The sequence below is a fragment of the Stappia sp. 28M-7 genome, assembly GCF_014252955.1.
In the GTDB taxonomy this organism is placed as follows: Bacteria; Pseudomonadota; Alphaproteobacteria; order Rhizobiales; family Stappiaceae; genus Stappia.
This window is the reverse complement of record NZ_JACMIA010000001.1, coordinates 2,973,381-2,992,861: the sequence shown is the minus strand read 5'-3', so window position 1 is coordinate 2,992,861 and position 19,481 is coordinate 2,973,381. Positions and strand designations below refer to the sequence as shown.

The window sequence follows — 19,481 nt, the reverse complement described above, 5'->3', positions numbered from 1 at the left end:
AGGGTGCCGGCAAGGACAGACTGTGAGCGAATCGGGACAGATGAGGCCGGGCAACGACCGGCTGCATCCCGGCTCGACACCGGGACAGGACGACGCGAGAGGCGCCGGCACAGAGCCCGCCAAGCGCAAGCGGTCCCGGAAGAGACGCAGGCCGAAGAATGCCGGGAGCATTCAGGCCGGGGTCTCCGGACAGGGTGCGGGACGCGCCGCCGGAGATCGGGATGCGGATGGACAGGCAGCCGACGTGCCCATCAAGGGCGGCGCGGACAGCAAGACTGCGTCCGCCGGCAGCCGGAAGCGGAGCCGCAAGCGCCACCGCCCCAACCGGGCCGAGCGCCGTGCGGGCGCTGCTCGTACCGACGGACATTCGACGGCGGAAGCACAGCCGCCTGCAAGCGGGCCGCAGCCAACCGCCGGCCGCCTTGGGGAGGTGGTGCGCGCAGCAAGAGCGCAGGCGGGCGATACAAAGGAGCGTCGTTCGCGCCCCATTTCCGATTGCGAGAAGGCCGTCAGGCCAGCTGCAGCGCGAGCGCCGGGAACGGAACCTGTCGGTCGCGATCGCCGGGAGGTGGCGGCGAGCGGGCACGAATCACCTTGCGCTTCCGGTTCGCCGCGACATGTCTCCCGCGATGTACCGGACGTCTCCGACGAGGCGCAGGGACGCCTCTACGCGGCACTCGACCTCGGCACCAACAATTGCCGCCTGCTGGTGGCGCGCCCAGAGCAGCGCGGCTTTCGGGTCGTCGATGCCTATTCGCGCATCGTCCGGCTGGGCGAGGGGCTCGGCCATACCAACCGCCTGAGCGATGCGGCGATGGAGCGGGCGATGGAGGCGTTGGCCTGTTGCCGCGACAAGCTGGAGGATCGCGGCGTCGAGCGGTTCCGCCTGATTGCGACCGAGGCGTGCCGGGCGGCCGAAAACGGCCCGCAATTCATCGAGCGCGTGCGGCAGGAGACCGGGCTTGCGCTGGAGATCGCCTCGCGCGAAACCGAGGCGCGTCTGGCTGTGGCGGGCTGCGCCTCGCTCGTGTGCCCGGATGCCAATGGCGTTGTGCTGTTCGACATCGGCGGCGGGTCCTCGGAGATCGTCTGGCTGGACCTGCGCAACCGCTGCGGTGCGCGCGGCGTGGCGCTCACCCGCTTCATCCGGGCGTGGATCTCGCTGCCTGTCGGTGTCGTCAACCTTGCAGAGCGTCACGGCGGACGCCATGTCACCGCCGATACGTTCGAGGCTATGGTCAACGACGCGCGCGCGCATCTGGAGGCCTTCACGCTGGGGCGCGAGCTGAGCGCCGCCATCTGCGACGGCAAGGTGCACATGCTCGGCACCTCCGGCACCGTCACCACGCTGGCCGGCGTGCATTTCGGCCTGAAGCGCTACGACCGGCGCCGGGTCGACGGCGCGTGGATGGACAACGAAGACGTCACCGCGATGATTGAGCGGCTGCGCGCGATGCCCTATGAGGAGCGCGTCGACAACCCGTGCATCGGCGCCGACCGGGCCGATCTGGTGCTGGCCGGCTGTGCGATCCTCGAGGCGATCCGGCGGCGCTGGCCCTGTCAGCGGCTGCGTGTCGCCGATCGGGGCTTGCGCGAAGGCATCCTGATGGAGCTGATGGCCGCCGACAATGTCTGGCGCCGCAAGCCGCCGCACCGACAGCGCCCGCGCGGGCGCACGAGATAGGACAAGGCAATGACCACTTCGAGCCGCGGACGCGGCGACCGCGGCATGTTCGAGCGGGTGAAGACCGCGCGCAAGCGGTCGAACTCCTCCACCCGCTGGCTGCAGCGCCAGCTCAACGATCCTTATGTCCGCCGGTCGAAGATCGACGGCTATCGCTCGCGTGCGGCCTACAAGCTGTTGGAGATCGACGAGAAGCACAAGCTGCTGAAGCCGGGGCAGCGGATTGTCGACCTGGGCGCAGCGCCTGGCGGCTGGTGCCAGGTGGCGGCGGCCAAGACCGGCTCGACCGACGCTGACCCGCTGATCGTCGGTATCGACTATCTTGAGGTCGAGCCGCTTCCCGGCGTCGTGCTGCTGCTGAAGGATTTTCTCGACGACGATGCACCCGAGGCCCTGTTGCAGGCGCTCGGCGGGCATGCGCCGGACCTTGTGATCTCCGACATGGCGGCGCCGACCACCGGGCACCGTCAGACGGATCACCTGCGCACGACTCACCTGTTCGAGGTCGCCGCTCTCTTTGCCCGCGAGAATCTGGCGCCGGGCGGTGCCTTCCTGTCGAAGGTGTTTCGCGGCGGTGCGGAGAACGACCAGCTCTCGGAGCTGAAGCGCGACTACCAGACGGTGCATCACATCAAGCCTCCGGCGAGCCGCAAGGAAAGCCCGGAACTCTATGTGCTTGCGAAGGGTTTTCGCGGCCGCAAGGACTGAGACGAGGCGCCGGCCGTATCGGCTCCTGGAAGAAAAGCTCGCGGAAGGACCGCTCCTTCCGCGATCCCGCTTCCCTTCCCGTCGCACGCGTGTTAATGACCCGCGCCAACTTCTCCCATCTGCGATCGCTCTTCCGGACGCCTCCCGACCGGACGAGGTTCGTTTTTCCTGAAAGGGGAATTGGCCTATGCCCGCATTCTACCAGTCCATTCACGGTACGGAGGCTCTGACCTTCGACGACGTCCTGCTGATGCCGGGCCATTCCGAGGTCCTGCCGGCGGAAACGGACCTGCGCACCCGCATCACGCGCGAGCTCGAGCTGAACCTGCCGATCCTGTCGAGCGCGATGGACACCGTCACGGAAGGGCGTCTCGCCATCGCCATGGCCCAGGCCGGCGGCATCGGCGTCATTCACCGCAACCTGACCGTCGACCAGCAGGCCGAGCAGGTCCGCCAGGTGAAGAAGTTCGAATCCGGCATGGTGGTGAACCCGCTGGTGATCGGCCCGGACGCGACGCTTCAGCAGGCGCTGGACCTGATGCAGCGCTTCGGCATCTCCGGCGTGCCGGTGGTGGAGAACGGCGGCGCCGGCGGCCAGCATGTCGGTCGTCTGGTCGGCATCCTGACCAACCGCGATGTGCGTTTTGCCTCCGATCCGGCGCAGCGCGTTGCCGAGTTGATGACCCGTGAAGGACTGGTGACCGTGCGCGACACGGTCAGCCAGGCGGAAGCCAAGCGCCTGCTGCACGCCCATCGCATCGAGAAGCTGCTTGTCGTCGATGATCGCCAGAACTGCGTTGGCCTGATCACCGTGAAGGACATGGAGAAGGCGCAGCTCAACCCCAATGCCTCGAAGGACGAGCAGGGCCGCCTGCGGGTCGCGGCTGCGACGAGCGTCGGGCCGGAGGGCTTCGAGCGGGCGGAACGGCTGATGGATGCGGGCGTCGACCTGCTTGTCGTCGACACAGCGCACGGTCATTCCGAGCGCGTGCTGGAGATGGTGCGCCGGGTCAAGGCGCAGTCCAACGCGGTGCAGGTGCTGGCCGGCAATGTCGCTACGGGCGACGGCACGCGGGCGCTGATCGACGCGGGCGCGGATGCGGTGAAGGTCGGCATCGGGCCCGGCTCGATCTGCACCACACGCATCGTTGCCGGCGTCGGCGTTCCCCAGCTGACGGCGATCATGGAAGCCTGTGCGGCGGCCGAGAAGGATGGCGTTCCGGTCATCGCCGACGGCGGTATCAAGTTCTCCGGCGATCTGGCCAAGGCGCTGGCCGCCGGCGCGTCCGGAGCCATGGTCGGCTCGCTGCTCGCCGGTACGGACGAGAGCCCGGGCGAGGTCTATCTGCACCAGGGCCGCTCCTACAAGGCGTATCGCGGCATGGGCTCGGTGGGCGCGATGGCCCGCGGCTCCGCAGACCGCTATTTCCAGGCCGAGGTGCGCGACACCCTGAAGCTGGTGCCGGAAGGCATCGAGGGGCAGGTGCCCTACAAGGGACCGCTCGCCAGCGTTCTGCACCAGCTCGGCGGCGGCCTGCGCGCGGCCATGGGCTATGTCGGCGCTCGCAGCATTCCCGACCTTCAGGAGAAGGCGCGGTTCGTGCGCATCTCCGGCGCGGGCCTGCGCGAAAGCCATGCCCACGACGTGACCATCACCCGCGAGAGCCCCAACTATCCCGGCGGCGTCTGAGCGCGGGGCGGCTGACAGCTGACAGTAAAAAGCAGCGGGCGGGAGACATCTCCCGCCCGCTGCCGTTTCCGGCATCTCTTGCCTTGAACGCCGGTCGATCAGCTCGCGCCAGCTTCCGCGGCCGCGACAGGCGCGGCACGGCGCCGGCCTCCGCGACGGGGCGCGCGCGGTTCCCGCGACATCTCCAGAAGGCGATGGGCGCAGGCGACGAGGAGCTCTGGGGCCTCCGCGGTCACGTCCTGCGCGGCATATGCGAAATACGCCTTCCAGGCGCGAATTTCCTTTTCGGGATCCGTTGTGGGGTTTGCTGATGGCTGGTTGATGTCTTTGCGCATGGCATCCTCCCTCGGTCGGCAAGATTTGGCGCTGGAGGACGTTATGGAAGCGTTATTTCTATTCTACTGATTGACACGTATTGGTTGAGTTAAAGGTGTTCTCTGTAAATAATAACAAGTCATTCCTACCTCAGGTTGATCATTAATACAATCCCTGCGGGAAGATGACCGGGAAATCAGCAGGGCACACGCCAACCCGGAAAGGCGCCCAGAGATTGGCAATCCGAGATGGATCGGCTAAAGCAGCCGAAAGGGCGCAGTGCCGACCGATGGGGCGGTGACGGGCTTGCCGGCAGATTTTGTGCGTCGCGCCACAGGGCAGCGGCTGCGCGTCGCGGGCAAATTCGCGACAGGCCGGCGCGCATGGATGGATTTCGAGGGCACGGAAGATGAAGGACGGAGGCCGCCTTGCGGCGGCAATCGAGATTCTCGGCGATGTCGAGCACGCGCGGCGCCCGGTGCAGGATGCGCTGCGCGACTGGGGACGGCAGCATCGCTTCGCGGGATCGGGTGATCGACTGGTCATCGCCAATCTCGTGTTCGACGCTCTGCGGCGGCGGCTGTCGCTGGCCGCGACGATGCAGGACGACAGCCCGCGCGCGCTGGTGTTCGCCACCTATGCGCGGATCTGGGGCTTTGGCGTGGAGGGCCTTCTTGCGGTCCTCGACGGCGACCGTTTTGCTCCCGAACCGCTGAGTGAGGACGAGGTCCTGCGGCTCGGAGCCGAGGCTCCTGCGGACATGGCTCCGCATGTGGCGGCCGATATTCCCGAATGGCTCTGGCCGCAATTCCACGAGGCTTTCGGCGATGCCGCGATCGAGGAGGGCAGGGCGCTTGCCGCTCGCGCGCCCATCGATCTGCGCGTCAACCTGCTGAAGGGCGACCGCGAGCGCATGCTGCGCAAGCTTTCGCACCTGTCCTTGCACGAGACGGTGATCTCGCCGGTGGGGCTGAGGATCGAGCCGCCGCTGGGAAAGGAGCGCGCGCCGCATGTCCAGGCGGAGGAGGGATTCCGCAAGGGCTGGTTCGAGTTGCAGGACGAGGCGAGCCAGGTGGCTGCGCTCGTTGCCGCATCGGTCGAGCCGGCGCAGGTGCTGGACTACTGCGCGGGCGGTGGCGGCAAGACGCTGGCGCTGGCCGGTGCCATGGGCAATCGCGGGCAGATCTATGCCCATGATGCCAGCAAGCTGCGCCTTGCGCCGATTTTCGAGCGGCTGCAGCGGGCGGGCGCGCGCAACGTTCAGGTTCGCGATCCGGACGCCACATCGCTTGCCGATCTGGAAGGGCGGATGGATCTCGTCTTCGTCGACGTGCCGTGCTCGGGTACTGGCGTTTGGCGCAGGCGGCCCGATTCCAAGTGGCGCATCACGCCCAATGCGCTGGCCGCGCGCGTGCGCGAACAGCGCGAGGTGCTGGCTGCCGCAAGCCGGCATGTGCGTCCGGGCGGGCACCTTCTCTATGCGACCTGCTCGCTGCTGCCTTGCGAAAATGGCGAGCAGGTGCGGGCGTTCCTGGCCGAGGCGGGTGAATTCGAGACGGTTTCGCTGGAGCCGCGCTGGACGGAGTTGTTCGGCGATGCCGCGCCGCGTCCGCGCTTCGAGGAGCCGGGCTTTGCGACGCTGAGCCCTGCGCGCACCGCGACGGACGGCTTCTTCATCGCTCTGCTGCGGCGGCGCGAAGAGGGCTGAGCCGAAAGTGTGAGCGATATCTGATGCGAGAGGCCGCCTGCGGGCAGCCTCTTTCGTTTCGGGAAGGCTGTGCGCCGTCAGATGCCGGGAAAGAGCGGCAGGTTCTCCGGCTCGCGCGCGGGCTCGTCCTGCTCTGCAGCTTCGCTGTCCGCGTGGCTGATCTCGCCGCCTTCGCCTGCTTCCGCAACGGCCTCGGGGAACGTGTCGTCCGCCGCGGGCTGTTCCTCGGCGTGATGCTGGCGTTCGGCCAGCAGCCGTTCGGCACGTTCTGCGGCTTCCTGCGCCCGCACCACCGCCTGCTGTTCGAGCTGGGGCACCAGCACGTCGAGATCGCGCCAGACCCCGGTCGGGACGCGGTCGCGCTGGCCGGAGGCCATCAGCACGCTGCGGGCCTGCAAGCCGGCCCCGGCCGCGGCCAAGGCGGTGCCGAGCGCGTTGCCGGCGGCGCGGTTGTCGGCATCCAGTTCCCAGGCGGCGCGCGCGTTGGACAGGGCGCCGGCGAGATCGCCGGCCTTGCGGCAGGCATGGCTGAGCTGGATCGGGTGCTCCGGATTGTCGGGCTCCAGTTCCTGGGCATCGGCAAAGGCCTCGATTGCCTCGCTCCAGCGCTCGCCGGCAAGGTGGATGGAGCCGAGCAGGGCCATGATCTCGGCATCGGCGGCGCCACGCGCCACCGCGTGGGTGGCCGCGTCCAGCGCCTCATCGTGCCTGGCCTGGCGGAACAGGGTCCGGGCCAGCCCCTTCAGGGCCGGCACATAGGTCTCGTCGAGGCGCAGGGCATGGCGATACTGGGCGATGGCGGCCGCGACATTGCCGAGCGGCGCCTGGGCATCGGCATCCAGCGTCAGCGCCGCGGCGCTTTCCGGCATGGCCTTGAGCAGGCGGCGGGCATGGGGAGCGGCCTCGGCATGGCGTCCGGAGCGGATCAGGATCGTCGACAGGCCGTAAAGAGCATTGCGGTTGTCGCGGTCGAAGTCGAGCACGGCCAGGAACGCCTCGCGGGCCTGGTCGTAGCGCCCCAGCAGCAGCAGGGCATTGCCCAGATTGGCGCGGGCAGGGCCATGCTCGGGGCGGGTGAACACCACCTGGCGCAGCAAGGTCACCGCCTCTTCAAGGTCGCCCTTGCGCATCATCGCGGTGCCGGCGCGGTAGCGGGCCTCGAAATCCTCCGGATCGCGGGTCATCAGCGCACGGTAGATGTCGAGGGCGCCGTTGAAGTCGCCGGCGGATTCGCGTGCGGCGGCCGCGATGAGAGCATCTGAGGCTTCGGGCGGCGAAAGGAATGAGGCCATGGATCGGGTGGGCTCCTGAGCCGCGCTAGTGCCATTGCGGTCCGACAGCGGCGATTCGGCCGCGCGGTCTTCAAGGCAGGTCATTGCGGGAGCGTAGGGTGCTTCGTCCAGATGGTCAAAGTTCCTGCGCCCGTTCCCGCAGTTATCCGCAGCCGTCCGGCAAGATTGCGGCATTGCGACAAATGCAGGGCTGAGGGCACAAGATTCCTGTTCAAAACCCGCCACGCTTTGGCTATTAGCTGCCCATGACCGACCAGCTCCTCATCATCGATTTCGGCTCGCAGGTAACCCAGCTCATCGCGCGGCGTCTGCGCGAGTTGAACGTCTACTGCGAGATCCATCCCTTCCAGAACGTCACCGACGATTTTCTGGCCGAGTTCCGGCCGAAGGCGGTGATCTTCTCCGGCGGCCCGGATTCGGTGACCCGCCAGGGATCGCCGCGTCCGCCGGCCTCCGTCTACGAGCTCGGCGTGCCGATCCTCGGCATCTGCTACGGACAGCAGGTGATGATGCAGGATCTCGGCGGCCAGGTCGAAGGCGGCAAGATCTCCGGCGGCGGCGGAACGGCGGAGTTCGGCCGGGCCTATGTCACGCCGACCGAGCAGCGGCTGCCCTTCCTCGACGGCTGGTTCGACGGCGGGCGCGAGCAGGTCTGGATGAGCCACGGCGACCATGTCAGCCGGCTGGCCCCGGGCTTCGAGGTGTTCGGCACTTCGCCCAATGCGCCCTTCGCCATCACCGCCGATCCGCAGCGCCAGTTCTTTGCCGTGCAGTTCCACCCGGAAGTGCACCACACGCCGAACGGCAAGCGGCTCTACGAGAACTTCGTCAAGCTGGCCGGCTTTACCGGCGACTGGACGATGGGCGCCTATCGCGAGGAGGCGATCCGCAAGATCCGCGAGCAGGTGGGCGACAAGAAGGTCATCTGCGGCCTGTCCGGCGGCGTCGACAGCTCGGTGGCGGCGGTGCTGATCCATGAGGCGATCGGCGACCAGCTCACCTGCGTTTTCGTCGATCACGGCCTGCTGCGCCTCGGCGAGGCGGAAGAGGTCGTGACCATGTTCCGCGACCACTACAACATTCGCCTGATCCATGCCGACGAACAGGAGCTGTTCCTGTCGGCGCTGGAGGGCGTCAGCGATCCGGAAGTGAAGCGCAAGACCATCGGCAAGCTGTTCATCGACGTGTTCCAGAAGCATGCGAACAGCATCGAGGGCGCTGAGTTCCTGGCGCAGGGAACGCTGTATCCGGACGTGATCGAGAGCGTTTCCTTCTCGGGCGGTCCGTCGGTGACGATCAAGAGCCACCACAATGTCGGCGGCCTGCCGGAAAAGATGGGGCTGAAGCTGGTCGAGCCCCTGCGCGAATTGTTCAAGGACGAGGTGAGGGCGCTCGGGCGCGAGCTCGGCCTTCCCGACAGCTTCATCGGCCGTCATCCGTTCCCCGGACCCGGCCTTGCGATCCGCTGCCCGGGCGAGATCACGCGGGCGAAGCTCGACATCCTGCGCAAGGCGGATGCGGTCTATATCGACCAGATCCGCCGTCACGGGCTCTACGACGAGATCTGGCAGGCCTTCGTGGCGATCCTGCCGGTGCGCACCGTCGGCGTGATGGGCGACGGGCGGACCTACGACTATGCCTGCGCCCTGCGCGCGGTGACCTCGGTCGACGGCATGACGGCGGATTACTATCCCTTCACCCACGAATTCCTCGGCGAGACCGCGACGCGGATCATCAACGAGGTCGAGGGCATCAATCGGGTGACCTACGACATCACCTCCAAGCCCCCCGGAACCATCGAGTGGGAGTGAGGGATACTAACGGCGGCAATAGCGTGATTTCGGCGGCGGGTCTGATCTCGGGATAGGAACGGCCTCCTGCCGTTCCAGGAGATAGCGGCCGGGCGGCTTGCCGACCATCTTGCGAAACATGGTCACGAAACTGCTGGCGCTCTCGTAGCCGAGGTCGAGTGCGACGGTCTGGACCGTCTGGCCGGCGCTCAGCCGCCGAAGCGCGAGGATGACGTGCAACTGGCGACGCCAGCGGCCGAAACTCATGCCGATCTCCTCCATCAACATGCGGCTGAGACTGCGCTCGCTGAGCGCGACCCGGCAGGCCCACTCGGCAACCGTCGCATGATCCGCCGGCGATGAGACCAGAAGCCCGGCAAGATGTTTCAGGCGCGGGTCAGAGGGGATCGGAAGGCAGAGTTCCTCGACTGGGGCCTTGGCCAGTTCGTCGAGAAGGACAGAAACGACACGACCGTCCGGGCCGTCGATCTCGTAGCGCTCCGGAAGCTCGCTGGCCCTGACCAGCAGATGTTGCAGCAAACCCGAAACCGCGATCGTACAACATTTGACCGGCAGGTTCGCAGCCGCATCCGGCGCGACGAAAAGGCAGATGCACTCCACCTCGCCCGAACCGAATGCGGCATGCGGCAAACTGCCGGGAATCCAGATGGCGCACTGCGGCGGCACGATCCAGACGCCGTCATCGACCTCGCAGTTGATGACGCCGCGGGCGGAATAGAGCAGCTGCGCCTTTTCATGATGGTGACGCTTTGATCGCTCCATGCTCTCCAGGCTGCCGACACCATTGATCGCGACGAGATCGCGGGGGACCTCATCGACATACGAAGACCAATCTCCACGGAGATCCAGATGCACGGGGGCCTCGCTGCGACACTCATTTGGCCGAAATGAAACATATAATGTCTGCATTGCGCAATGACGCCATTCGCAGATCTATCTATCCATCTATCGTCGGTGGCAAGGCTCCGGCCCGCGTGGGCGCCGCCCGCGAACGAGATTGCGGATGGATGGACCTGAGATGGACGAAAAGAGACAAAGCCGACTTCCGCTCGTTTGGCTTGTCACAGCGGTTGGCGTGACAATCTACGGTACGATCCAGATTTTCTCCTCCTTGAACGTCTCCGCCGTGGCGCAAGGGGCGATGCCTTCGCTCAATTTCAACGTCGCGCAAGTATGGGCGATCTCTGCCTTCTATTGTGCCTGGGTGATCCCGGCTCTGCTGGCGCAGATCGATCGGCCGGCCGCCAATCGGGCGTCTCTCATCTTCGGCGGGGTTCTCGTGGTCTTGACCACGCTGTCTTGGCGGCGCCTTCGGACCGCATGATCTGCATGAATGACCGACAAAGGACGCAACCCATGCCAATGGACAACTCAAATTTTCCCTTCGTCTGGATGAGTTATGCAGACGCCCCCGATCATGACCACGATGAAGACTTCGCGTCGTTTGAAGAGAATCTGAAGCGGGGAGAGCCGTTCGTGGTGCTGACGGATTCCGTCCCGAGCGAAGACCATGAGCATTCGCCGGAGGACAGAAAGCGTACGGCGTTGTGGATGAAGAAGAACAAGGCTGGCCTGCGCAAGCTCGTGCTGGCGATGATCATCGTCGAGCCGAGCGCGGCCAAGCGTCTCGCGTTCAAGGCGTTCGGCATCACCTTCGCAAAGTTCTGGGGTTACCCAATGATGCTTGCCCCGTCACGTGACGAGGCCATGGCGATCGCGCGAAAACTGCTGTCGGATCACGCTGGGTCGACCGCTACCTGACGAAAACGTGACGATACATTCTTGGTTCGCAACGGGTTTCATCCACGCCGCCGAAGATGGCTCCTGAGAGCCGCCCCCGCGCAAGCGCATGGTGGTTCGCTTGCTTCATCCGGCTTTCTTTCTCGTGATCCAGACGATGAGGGCAACCGCGACAAGGACGGCGGCGAGGTTGTAGAGCATCGCGCCGGAGAAGGCGCCGGCATAGCGACCTGCTTGGCCTATGCCTTCGCCGGCATCGCTGGCGAGAATGCCGACGAAGAAGATGCCGACAACGGAAACGCCGAAGGCTCCGCCGACCTGTTGCATGGTGGAGATGAAGCTGGCGGCCATTCCGGCATGGTTTTCCTCGACATAGCCGATGACCAGATTGAGCAGCGGGGTCATCGAGAGGCCCTGGCCGAAGCCGAACAGCACCAGCGGCGGCAAGAGCGCGAGTGCTTCGGCGCTGCGTTCCAGACCGGATGCGGTGACGATCAGCCAGCCGATCCCTGCCGCGTAAACGAGTGCGCCGCCCGCGATCGCCCTGTTTCCGAAACGCGTCGCCAGCTTCGGGGCCACCAGCGAGGCGACGACGAAGCCGACGCTTGCCGGTGCGAACAGCGTGCCGGCCGCGAAAGGTGTCAGGCCAAGGCCGGACTGCACCAGCAGGGCGAAGCACAGGAACAGCGACGTCGATGTCGAGTAGACCAGAAGCACAACCACGGAGCCTGCGGAAAACCCGGCGTTGCGGAACAAGGCGAGGTCGATGGCGGGATCGCCGCCGCGTCGTGCAAGCAGATGCTGCCAGGCGAGAAACGCGGCCAGCAGTACCAGCGAGGCGGCCATGCTGGCCCATGTCCACAGCGGCCAGCCGATATTGGGGCCTTCGAGCAGCGGCAGGAGCAGGAGCAGCAGACCGGCCGTTGCAAGCCCGATCCCCGGCCAATCGACGCTCATGGCCCTGGAAGACCGCGATTCCGGAATGACGCGTGCCACCAGCAGGGCGAGGATGCCGATCGGCAGGTTGATGAGGAAGATGATCCGCCAGCCGAGCCCGAACAGATCGCTCTCGACGATAAGACCGCCGAGGACCTGTCCGGCGATTGCCGCCATTCCGAGCGTCATGCCGAGAAGGCCGAAGGCCCGGCGACGGCCTGCCTCGTCATACATGACGCGTAGCAGCGCATAGACCTGCGGAAACAGGATCGCTCCGGTCGCGCCTTGCAGAAGGCGGGCCACAATCAGGCTCGTGGCGTCGGGGGCGAGGCCACAGAGCAAGGAGGTGAGGGCAAATCCAGCCATGCCGAGCGCGAACAGGCGCCGCCGGCCATGGCGGTCGCCAAGCCGTCCGCCGGCGATCAGCAGCACACCGAAGGCCAGCTCGTATCCGGCGATGACGAAGCCGATTTCGGCGAAGCTCACGCCAAGGTCGGCCTGCATCGACGGTATGGCGACATTGACGACGAACAGGTCGAAAACGGTGATGAACCCGCCGAGCAACAGGATGGCCAGCGCCAGAGCCGAAGGGCGGGTTTCCTGTGCGGCTCGAGAGGGGCAGGGGGCGGTGGTGGGGGTATCGATGGTCATGACAACTCCAGTTTCTTGAAGTCGCATGCCACAGCCTCTAACATGTTACTATGGAACAAGTTATGGTGTTACTGGGAGCGATATGATGGACAGCCGGCTGGATCGTACGCGCTCCAAACTGGCGGATTTCCTGAGGCGGCGGCGGGAGAGCCTGTCCCCGCTCGACGTCGGTTTGCCGGTCGGGAAAAGGCGGCGGACGCCGGGGCTTCGCCGCGAGGAGGTCGCCGCGCTCGCCGGTGTTGGCATCACCTGGTACACGTGGCTGGAGCAGGGCCGGGCCATCACGGTCTCCGCCGCCTTTCTCGACAATGTGTCCCGCGTTCTCAAACTGGATGAAATCGAGCGGAGGCACCTGTTCCTGCTCGCCCACCAGCGCCCGCCCGCCGTGGCGGGGCAGGCCTGGTGCGAGTTGCCCCCGCTGGTGCGGCTGTTGCTCGACGACCTCACGCGGCGCCCTTCCTATGTGCTGAACCTGCGCTGGGACGTGATCGGGTGGAACGCTGCGGCCGAGCAGCTGTTCGGGTTCGAGCCGCGAGATCCCGGTGAGCGGAACATGCTCTGGATGCTGTTCGCCGATGACCGGCTGAACAGCCGGATCGTGGAATGGGCGGTCCAGGCCCCGCAGGTTCTGGCGAGTTTCAGGCGGGACTTTGCCAGGGCTCCGGAGGACGAAAGCATGGTCGCGCTGGTTGGGGCGCTGGAAGAGGTCTCCCCCTCGTTCAAGGTGCTGTGGAACCAGCACGACGTGCATGGGCGCTGCGAAGGCCGTCGGAGCTTCATGATCGAGGGCAGGGGCGCGGTTGTCTTCGATCACTCGTCCTTCATCGTGGATGAGGAAACGCACCTGCGGCTCGTGTTCTACGCGGAGGCCGAAAGCGAGCAGCCGCTGCCGATGCGCGGAGAAAGCGCCGAGGCCAGCCGTGTCTAGAGCCTGCCCATCTTCGCGGACCTAGCTCGCCGGTTCGGCGGCCAGGCCTCTGGCCATCTCGACAAGGGCCCTGAACGCGGCGGAGGGGTTTTTGCGGCCCGGATAGTACAGGCAAAGCGGCGGTTGCCGGGGCGTCCAGTCCTCCAGCAACCGCACCAGCCGGCCGGCCGCGAGGTCCTGCTGCACGTCCTCTTCCATGAAGAAGCCGATGCCGGTTCCCTCCAGCACAGCCATGCGCGCAAGGCTCGCTTCATCGAGCGTCAGGCGGCCCTTCACGTCGATCTGGACGGGCTTTTCGTCCTTCTCGAACTTCCAGCGGAAAAGGCTGCCGTCGGGCAGCCGGACGCGCACGCATTCGTGCCGCAGAAGGTCCGTCGGGACGCGCGGTCTTTCCCGCTCCTTCAGATAGTCCGGCGATGCGACGACGGCGAAACGGCGTTCCGGTCCCAGCCTGACCGCGATCATGTCGCTGGGAACAAGATCGGCGCTGCGCAGCCCGAGGTCGAAACCTTCGGCGACGATATCGACCAGCCGGCCTTCGGTGACGATATCGACCTGCACCTGCGGATAGCGCTGCAGGAACCGGAGGATGAGCGGGGACAGGATCGCGCGGGCGGCGGTGGCGAAGGTGTTGATCCGCAGCACTCCTGAAGGCGTGTCCTGCTGCGAGCGGACAGCATCCATCGCGCCGTGAATGTCCTGGAGGGCCGGTCCGACCCGTTCGACGAAATTCCTCCCCGCGTCGGTCAGCGACACGCTTCTCGTCGTGCGGTTGAACAGGCGCACTCCGAGTTCGCGCTCCAGCTTGGCGATCGTGTTGCTGAGCGCCGTCGTCGACATGCCGAGGTCCAGCGCCGCGGCGCGAAACGAGGCGCGGCGGGCGATGGCGAGCACGGCGTCCAGTTCGATCAGGCTGTGTCGGATCATTGTCCCGTTTTTCGAGATTTAACGTCCCTCTTTATCCCGCTTATCGGGGCGCCGGTCCATCCATAAGTTGGTGCGACAAGCGCCGGCAGACGGGCGGGGTCCGCACCCTTGGGCCCCGTGCTTGCCGCCGCCGGAACAGGCGAATGAAAGGACACGGTTATGACCATCGGTCTTCCCTCTGTTGTCGCGACATATTTCGCGGCCGACAGGGACAATGAAGTCGACGCGATGCTGGGCTGTTTTGCCCGTGACGCCGTCGTCAGGGACGAGCGCAGGACGCATTCGGGCCTTGAGGAAATCCGGCGCTGGAAGGCCGATGCCTCGGCGAAATACAGCTACACCTGCGTGCCGTTCTCCTGTGCCAGAGATGGCGAGCGGACAGTGGTGACCAGCCATCTGGAAGGTGACTTCCCGGGCAGTCCCGTCGACCTGCGATATTTCTTTCTCCTCAGGGAAGGGAAGATCGCGGAGCTGGAGATCGTCCCGTGAGCGGCCGTCCGCCGGTCGCCACCGGCCAGAGGCAGGCATCAGCACGTTCGGACGCGCCCCCGTTCCTGAGCCTTGAGGGCAAGCGGGCGTTGATAACCTCCGGCACGCGCGGGGCAGGGGCCGCAACCGTCGAGCTGTTTCGCCAGCTTGGTGCGCAAGTCCTGACCTCTGCCAGAAACAGGACCGAGGGGCAGTCCGACGACGGGTTCTTCGCGGCAGACCTGACCACCGCGCAGGGATGCGCAAGCCTGGCTGCTGCAGCACGCGAGCGGATGGGCGGGGTGGATCTCCTCGTGCATATGCTCGGTGGCTCCTCTGCCCCCGCGGGCGGCTTTCTTGCTCTCACCGATGAGGAGTGGGGCCGGGAGCTGAACCTCAACCTGATGCCGGCGGTCCGCCTCGACCGGGAGCTGGTGCCGGACATGGTGTCGCGCGGCAGCGGCGTCGTCATCCACGTGACGTCGATCCAACGGGTACTGCCCCTGCCGGAGGCGACGACCGCCTATGCGGCGGCGAAGGCTGCCCTGTCGACCTACAGCAAGGCTCTTTCGAAGGACGTCTCGCCGCGCGGGGTGCGGGTCGTGCGGGTGTCGCCGGGCTGGATCGAGACCGAGGCCTCCGTGCATCTGGCCGAGCGGCTGGCGGCGGAACAGGGTGTCGGGATCGAGGAGGGCAAGAGGCTGATCATGGCCTCGCTCGGCGGCATCCCGCTCGGCCGGCCGTCAACGCCGCTGGAGGTCGCCAATCTGGTCGCCTTCCTCGCATCCGAGCGGGCCGGCAGCATCACGGGCACCGAATATGTGATCGACGGGGGCACCGTGCCGACGGTGTGAGAGCTGCACTGCAGGACGGGCGGATGGGGGGAGATCCCGTCCGCCCTTCTTCTCGAGTTCGTCCGGTAGCGATCTCGGCGCGCGGGCAAGGCCGGCTGCGGCCGAGCGATGGCGTCAGGGTGCGTAGAGCTGCGCGAAGGCGTTGCGCACGTTCTCGGTGATCGATTCCAGGCGCCGTTCGATATGGGCGGCCATTTCGGCCCGCGCGGCGTCAGCGTCGCCGCGCTTCACGGCTTCCAGGATCCGCTGGTGCGGGTCCGTGGTCACGCTGTCGGGCCCGTCGCGCTCGCACAGCGTCTTGAGGTCGATCAGACGGACGTAGTGAATGCGTCCGTTCATGTTCTCCAGCATCCGCACCATCTCGGCATTGCCGGAGAGCGCGGTCAGCCGCGTGTGGAACTCCTCGTCCAGCCGCACGAGATCGACGGGCGACGTGCCGGGCTGGTAGTCGACACGGGACTCGTTGAGGAACGTTTCCAGTGCCGCGACATCCTCGGGCTTGGCCCGCAGGGCCGCGAGCTTGGCCGCCTCGCACTCGATGGCGGCGCGGGCCTCGTAGAGGTCCATGATCTCGGCTGGCGTCAGCGAGCGACAGAAGAAGCCCTGGCCGCTGCGGAAGGTAAGGAACCCTTCGGCGACCAGACGGTTGAGCGCCTCGCGCAAGGGAGTTCGGCTGGTGTCGAGCTTCTTGGCCAGCTCGCTCTCGTTCAGGCGTGAATCCGGCTTGAACCGGTAATTCGCCGCCATTTCCTTGAGCTCCCGGTACGTCCGCTCAACACTTCCTTCGGTTCTTGTCATTTTTTCAATGAGTTCCACTTCCCGCGCCGTCCCTGCAAATCACTCTAGCCATCGGTCCCGAAAAAACAATTGAATTGTGTTTTGTTCTGTGTATCGTCCTGTATACAGAATGGAATGCAAGATCGCGCGCGGCGACGAGAGAGGCTTTCGTGACACAGACGATGAATGGCGCTCAGGTCATCCTGAAGATGCTGGAGCTGCATGGCGTCCGGCATGTCTTCGGCCTTCCGGGGGAGACGACCATCGGTTGGTACAAGGAATGGCAGGAGCACTCGAACATCGAATACGTGCTCACCCGCGACGAGCGGACCGCTTCCTTCGCCGCGGAGGCCTATGCCAAGATCACCGGCCGTCCTTGCGTGCTGGAGGCCCCGAGCCCAGGCGTCACCCATTGCACGCCGGGTATCACCGAGGCCTATCTCAGCTCGGTTCCGGTGATCTATTTCAGCTCCGACATCCCCATCAACCAGGACAAGAAGCACGGCCTGACCGGCGTCGACCAGACGGCGCTCTACGCCGCCATCTGCAAGGAATCCTTCGTCCTCACCAAGGTCGCCGAGATCCCGTTCCTGCTGCGCCGCGCCTTCCGCGTCGCCACCTCCGGCCGTCCGGCGCCGGTGCATATCCGCGTGCCCATCAACGTCTTCCATGAGGAGGCGGAGATCACCGACCTTTATGCCGAGCCGGAGTACCAGTTCTTCCCCGCCCACCGTCCGGTCGCCGATCACAGCCGGATCCGTGCCGCAATCGATGTGCTGCTGGCCGCAAAGAAGCCGGTCATCGTCTGCGGACAGGGCGCGCTCATCTCCAAGGCGACGCAGGCCGTGCTCGACCTTGCCGAGTTGCTGCAGATCCCCGTCGGAACCACCACGCCCGCCAAGGGCGTGATCCCCGAGACCCACCCGCTGTCGCTGCGGGTGATCGGTGCGCGCGGCGGCATGGAGTATTCCAACTCCTATGTCCGCGAGGCCGACACGGTCTTCTTCATCGGCTCGAACACCGATTCCAGCGGCACCGATCACTGGAAGCTCTACGGCGACCCGAAGACCAAGACCTTCCTGCACCTCGACATCGCCGAGGCGCATGTGGGCAACAACTTCCCGCTGAAGGTCGGCATGGTGGGTGATGCGCGTGCCACGCTCGAATACATGGTCGAGCTGATCCGCGCCGAGCATCCTGCCGTCAAGCGCGACAAGATCGACCTTACGGACATGAAGCGCACCGCGCTCGATGCGGTGTTCAACTCCAACATGCCGATGCCGGAAGGCACCGTCTCGCCGGTCAAGCTGACGCAGGTGCTGGACCGCATCCTGCCGGCCGATGCCATCGTCACCGCCGAGCCGGGCGTGAGCGCCATCTATCCGTCGGCGCTGATGTCGGTGCGCGAGGCGGGGCGCCGCTACATCACCAACTACTCGATGGGCTCGCTCGGCTATTCGGTTCCGGCCGGCATCGGCGCGGCCTTCGCCTCGGACGGGCCGGTGATCTCCTTCACCGGCGACGGCTCGCTGGCCTTCGTGCTCGGCGACTTCGAGACCATCCGCCGCAGCGGCAAGAACATCACCGTCATCCTGACCCGCAACGACACCTATGGCTGGATCCGCGGCGAGGCGATCCTGCTCGACAATGTCGATGCGCCCTGGACCACCGATTTCGGCGCCGTCGACTACGTGAAGGTGGCGGAAGGCTTCGGCTTCAAGGCGGCGCGGATCACCTCGGAGGACCAGATCGAGGCGGTGCTCAGCGAGGCGATCGCCAATCCGGGCGCCAACTTCATCGAGATGATGGTGCCCTCGCAGGACAAGATCGTCCCCTTCGTGCCGGCCTGGGTTCGCTCGGCCAAGGAGCGGAAGCTGCCGTATTTCGCCTGACCCAGAGGCGGGCAGGGCCTGCCATCCCCTTTTTCACCGGGCTTTCAATCAACACCAGCAAACCAGAGGGAATGAGCTCATGAAATTCGCTAACCTGTCCAAGGCCCTGATCGTGGCCGCGGCGATGTCGCTGCCGTTCGCGCCGGCGGCCGGCGCCCAGGATTATCCCAGCAAAGACTTCGTTCACATCATGCCGTGGAGCGCTGGCGGTGGCACGGACACCGTCATGCGGACCTTCATGAGCTTTGCCGAGAAGTCGCTCGGCGTCGGCATCAACACGCAGAACATCACCGGTGCGCAGAGCGGCGTCGGCACGCTGCGCCTGATGAAGTCGCGTCCCGACGGCTACACCATCGGCTCGCTGACCTGGGACAGCGTGATCACCGTGCCGTATTACGATCTGGTGCCGGGCTTCGATACCAAGCAGCTCGCTTATCTCGGCTCGGTCACCGTCCACCCGACGGCGATCGTGGTGCGTGCCGACTCGCCCTGGCAGACGCTCCAGGAGTTCGTCGAGGCCGCCAAGGCCGCGCCGGGCACGCTGAAGATCTCGAATGTCGGCACCGGCGGTGTCTGGCACCTTCCGGCGCTCGACTTCGCCAGCCAGGCGGGCATCGAGGTGCAGCACATCCCGTATCCGGGCGGTTCGGCCGCGCAGCGCGAGGCTCTGCTTTCCGGCGAGACCGAGGCGGCCTCCATCAGCATCTCCGCCGCCTATGCGGCCATCGACAGCGGCCAGGCCCGTGTGCTCGGCGTGATGGCCGACAAGCGCGATCCGAACTTCCCCGAGGTCCCGACCTTCAAGGAAGCCGGCTATGACGTCGTGTGGGGCGGCTTCCGCCTGGTCGGCACCCAGGCCGAGGTCGATCCGGCCATCCGCAAGACCCTCGAGGAAGGCTTTGCCGCTGTCTTCGAGATGCCCGAGTTCCAGGCGACCGCCAAGGAGACGGGCATGGGCGCGGTGTGGATGAACGCGGACGAGACCGCGGCCTATGTCGAGCAGTCGCAGAAGAAGGCGTTCGCGCTGATCGACCAGCTGATCGCCGACGGCCTGCTGCAGAAGTAAGGCCTAGTCGGGCGGGGCCGAGTGGTCCCGCCCG

At 66.0% G+C, this 19,481-nt stretch carries 18 protein-coding genes; 12 read left to right on the top strand and 6 right to left on the bottom strand.

Annotation, left to right across the window (positions count from 1 at the left end; genetic code table 11):
• Positions 1-568: 568 nt before the first annotated feature.
• The 3 genes from H7H34_RS23460 to guaB all read left to right on the top strand — a co-directional run bounded on the left by H7H34_RS23460 (position 569) and on the right by guaB (position 4,082).
• Positions 569-1,684, top strand: coding sequence for a Ppx/GppA phosphatase family protein (locus tag H7H34_RS23460; protein ID WP_371811398.1), 1,116 nt, complete (start codon positions 569-571; stop codon positions 1,682-1,684).
• Between the two features lie 9 nt (positions 1,685-1,693).
• Positions 1,694-2,392, top strand: a complete 699-nt coding sequence (locus tag H7H34_RS13240) for an RlmE family RNA methyltransferase (RefSeq protein ID WP_185925456.1) — start codon at positions 1,694-1,696, stop codon at positions 2,390-2,392.
• Between the two features lie 187 nt (positions 2,393-2,579).
• On the top strand, positions 2,580-4,082 hold the full coding sequence (gene guaB / locus H7H34_RS13235; protein ID WP_120267515.1) for an IMP dehydrogenase: 1,503 nt from the start codon (positions 2,580-2,582) through the stop codon (positions 4,080-4,082).
• A gap of 98 nt (positions 4,083-4,180) precedes the next feature.
• Here guaB and H7H34_RS13230 read toward each other — a convergent pair whose 3' ends face one another.
• On the bottom strand, positions 4,181-4,417 hold the full coding sequence (locus H7H34_RS13230) for a hypothetical protein (RefSeq protein WP_185925455.1): 237 nt from the start codon (positions 4,415-4,417) through the stop codon (positions 4,181-4,183).
• 389 nt (positions 4,418-4,806) lie between these two features.
• Here H7H34_RS13230 and H7H34_RS13225 point away from each other — a divergent pair, with 389 nt between their 5' ends.
• A complete protein-coding gene (locus tag H7H34_RS13225) occupies positions 4,807-6,105 on the top strand; it encodes an RsmB/NOP family class I SAM-dependent RNA methyltransferase (protein ID WP_120267517.1) in 1,299 nt (432 codons plus the stop codon).
• Positions 6,106-6,182: 77 nt separating this feature from the next.
• Here the strand turns inward: H7H34_RS13225 and H7H34_RS13220 are convergent, their stop codons facing one another.
• The gene (locus H7H34_RS13220; RefSeq protein ID WP_185925454.1) at positions 6,183-7,397 is read right to left on the bottom strand and encodes a tetratricopeptide repeat protein; all 1,215 of its coding nucleotides are present in this window, start codon (positions 7,395-7,397) and stop codon (positions 6,183-6,185) included.
• 245 nt (positions 7,398-7,642) lie between these two features.
• On the opposite strand from H7H34_RS13220, the gene guaA reads away from it, so the two are divergent.
• On the top strand, positions 7,643-9,208 hold the full coding sequence (gene guaA, locus H7H34_RS13215) for a glutamine-hydrolyzing GMP synthase (RefSeq protein ID WP_067216209.1): 1,566 nt from the start codon (positions 7,643-7,645) through the stop codon (positions 9,206-9,208).
• 6 nt (positions 9,209-9,214) lie between these two features.
• Here guaA and H7H34_RS13210 read toward each other — a convergent pair whose 3' ends face one another.
• Complete coding sequence (locus tag H7H34_RS13210; RefSeq protein ID WP_209006218.1) at positions 9,215-10,117, bottom strand: AraC family transcriptional regulator; 903 nt, start codon at positions 10,115-10,117, stop codon at positions 9,215-9,217.
• A gap of 94 nt (positions 10,118-10,211) precedes the next feature.
• Between H7H34_RS13210 and H7H34_RS13205 the strand changes: the two genes are divergently transcribed.
• Together H7H34_RS13205 and H7H34_RS13200 are read left to right on the top strand one after the other, a co-directional pair.
• A complete protein-coding gene (locus tag H7H34_RS13205) occupies positions 10,212-10,532 on the top strand; it encodes a hypothetical protein (RefSeq protein WP_185925453.1) in 321 nt (106 codons plus the stop codon).
• A 32-nt stretch (positions 10,533-10,564) separates the two neighbouring features.
• A complete protein-coding gene (locus tag H7H34_RS13200) occupies positions 10,565-10,969 on the top strand; it encodes a hypothetical protein (protein ID WP_120267519.1) in 405 nt (134 codons plus the stop codon).
• A 105-nt stretch (positions 10,970-11,074) separates the two neighbouring features.
• On the opposite strand, the gene H7H34_RS13195 is transcribed toward H7H34_RS13200, so the two are convergent.
• On the bottom strand, positions 11,075-12,535 hold the full coding sequence (locus H7H34_RS13195; protein WP_185925452.1) for an MFS transporter: 1,461 nt from the start codon (positions 12,533-12,535) through the stop codon (positions 11,075-11,077).
• An 85-nt stretch (positions 12,536-12,620) separates the two neighbouring features.
• Here H7H34_RS13195 and H7H34_RS13190 point away from each other — a divergent pair, with 85 nt between their 5' ends.
• Positions 12,621-13,463, top strand: coding sequence for a helix-turn-helix transcriptional regulator (locus tag H7H34_RS13190; protein ID WP_245165071.1), 843 nt, complete (start codon positions 12,621-12,623; stop codon positions 13,461-13,463).
• 21 nt (positions 13,464-13,484) lie between these two features.
• Here H7H34_RS13190 and H7H34_RS13185 read toward each other — a convergent pair whose 3' ends face one another.
• Positions 13,485-14,390 carry a LysR family transcriptional regulator gene (locus H7H34_RS13185; RefSeq protein ID WP_185925450.1) on the bottom strand — a complete coding sequence of 302 codons (906 nt, stop codon included), beginning with the start codon at positions 14,388-14,390 and terminating at the stop codon, positions 13,485-13,487.
• 159 nt (positions 14,391-14,549) lie between these two features.
• Between H7H34_RS13185 and H7H34_RS13180 the strand changes: the two genes are divergently transcribed.
• Entirely contained in the window at positions 14,550-14,879 is a 330-nt protein-coding gene (locus H7H34_RS13180; RefSeq protein ID WP_185925449.1) for a nuclear transport factor 2 family protein, read from the top strand.
• 65 nt (positions 14,880-14,944) lie between these two features.
• Positions 14,945-15,712 (top strand): SDR family oxidoreductase, encoded by a 768-nt coding sequence (locus tag H7H34_RS13175; protein WP_209006368.1) that lies wholly within the window; start codon positions 14,945-14,947, stop codon positions 15,710-15,712.
• A gap of 114 nt (positions 15,713-15,826) precedes the next feature.
• Here H7H34_RS13175 and H7H34_RS13170 read toward each other — a convergent pair whose 3' ends face one another.
• Complete coding sequence (locus H7H34_RS13170; RefSeq protein WP_120267525.1) at positions 15,827-16,510, bottom strand: GntR family transcriptional regulator; 684 nt, start codon at positions 16,508-16,510, stop codon at positions 15,827-15,829.
• Positions 16,511-16,659: 149 nt separating this feature from the next.
• On the opposite strand from H7H34_RS13170, the gene H7H34_RS13165 reads away from it, so the two are divergent.
• Both H7H34_RS13165 and H7H34_RS13160 read left to right on the top strand, forming a co-directional pair.
• Complete coding sequence (locus H7H34_RS13165; protein ID WP_147421812.1) at positions 16,660-18,381, top strand: thiamine pyrophosphate-binding protein; 1,722 nt, start codon at positions 16,660-16,662, stop codon at positions 18,379-18,381.
• 79 nt (positions 18,382-18,460) lie between these two features.
• Positions 18,461-19,447 carry a Bug family tripartite tricarboxylate transporter substrate binding protein gene (locus H7H34_RS13160; protein ID WP_185925447.1) on the top strand — a complete coding sequence of 329 codons (987 nt, stop codon included), beginning with the start codon at positions 18,461-18,463 and terminating at the stop codon, positions 19,445-19,447.
• Positions 19,448-19,481 lie beyond the last annotated feature (34 nt).

Excerpts from the sequence above, each read along its gene's own strand:
- H7H34_RS13240 (WP_185925456.1), top strand. The coding sequence starts at position 1,694 with ATGACCACTTCGAGCCGCGGACGCGGCGACCGCGGCATGTTCGAGCGG.
- guaB (WP_120267515.1), top strand. The coding sequence starts at position 2,580 with ATGCCCGCATTCTACCAGTCCATTCACGGTACGGAGGCTCTGACCTTC.
- H7H34_RS13230 (WP_185925455.1), bottom strand. The coding sequence starts at position 4,417 with ATGCGCAAAGACATCAACCAGCCATCAGCAAACCCCACAACGGATCCC.
- H7H34_RS13225 (WP_120267517.1), top strand. The coding sequence starts at position 4,807 with ATGAAGGACGGAGGCCGCCTTGCGGCGGCAATCGAGATTCTCGGCGAT.
- H7H34_RS13220 (WP_185925454.1), bottom strand. The coding sequence starts at position 7,397 with ATGGCCTCATTCCTTTCGCCGCCCGAAGCCTCAGATGCTCTCATCGCG.
- guaA (WP_067216209.1), top strand. The coding sequence starts at position 7,643 with ATGACCGACCAGCTCCTCATCATCGATTTCGGCTCGCAGGTAACCCAG.
- H7H34_RS13210 (WP_209006218.1), bottom strand. The coding sequence starts at position 10,117 with ATGCAGACATTATATGTTTCATTTCGGCCAAATGAGTGTCGCAGCGAG.
- H7H34_RS13205 (WP_185925453.1), top strand. The coding sequence starts at position 10,212 with ATGGATGGACCTGAGATGGACGAAAAGAGACAAAGCCGACTTCCGCTC.
- H7H34_RS13200 (WP_120267519.1), top strand. The coding sequence starts at position 10,565 with ATGCCAATGGACAACTCAAATTTTCCCTTCGTCTGGATGAGTTATGCA.
- H7H34_RS13195 (WP_185925452.1), bottom strand. The coding sequence starts at position 12,535 with ATGACCATCGATACCCCCACCACCGCCCCCTGCCCCTCTCGAGCCGCA.
- H7H34_RS13190 (WP_245165071.1), top strand. The coding sequence starts at position 12,621 with ATGGACAGCCGGCTGGATCGTACGCGCTCCAAACTGGCGGATTTCCTG.
- H7H34_RS13185 (WP_185925450.1), bottom strand. The coding sequence starts at position 14,390 with ATGATCCGACACAGCCTGATCGAACTGGACGCCGTGCTCGCCATCGCC.
- H7H34_RS13180 (WP_185925449.1), top strand. The coding sequence starts at position 14,550 with ATGACCATCGGTCTTCCCTCTGTTGTCGCGACATATTTCGCGGCCGAC.
- H7H34_RS13170 (WP_120267525.1), bottom strand. The coding sequence starts at position 16,510 with ATGACAAGAACCGAAGGAAGTGTTGAGCGGACGTACCGGGAGCTCAAG.
- H7H34_RS13160 (WP_185925447.1), top strand. The coding sequence starts at position 18,461 with ATGAAATTCGCTAACCTGTCCAAGGCCCTGATCGTGGCCGCGGCGATG.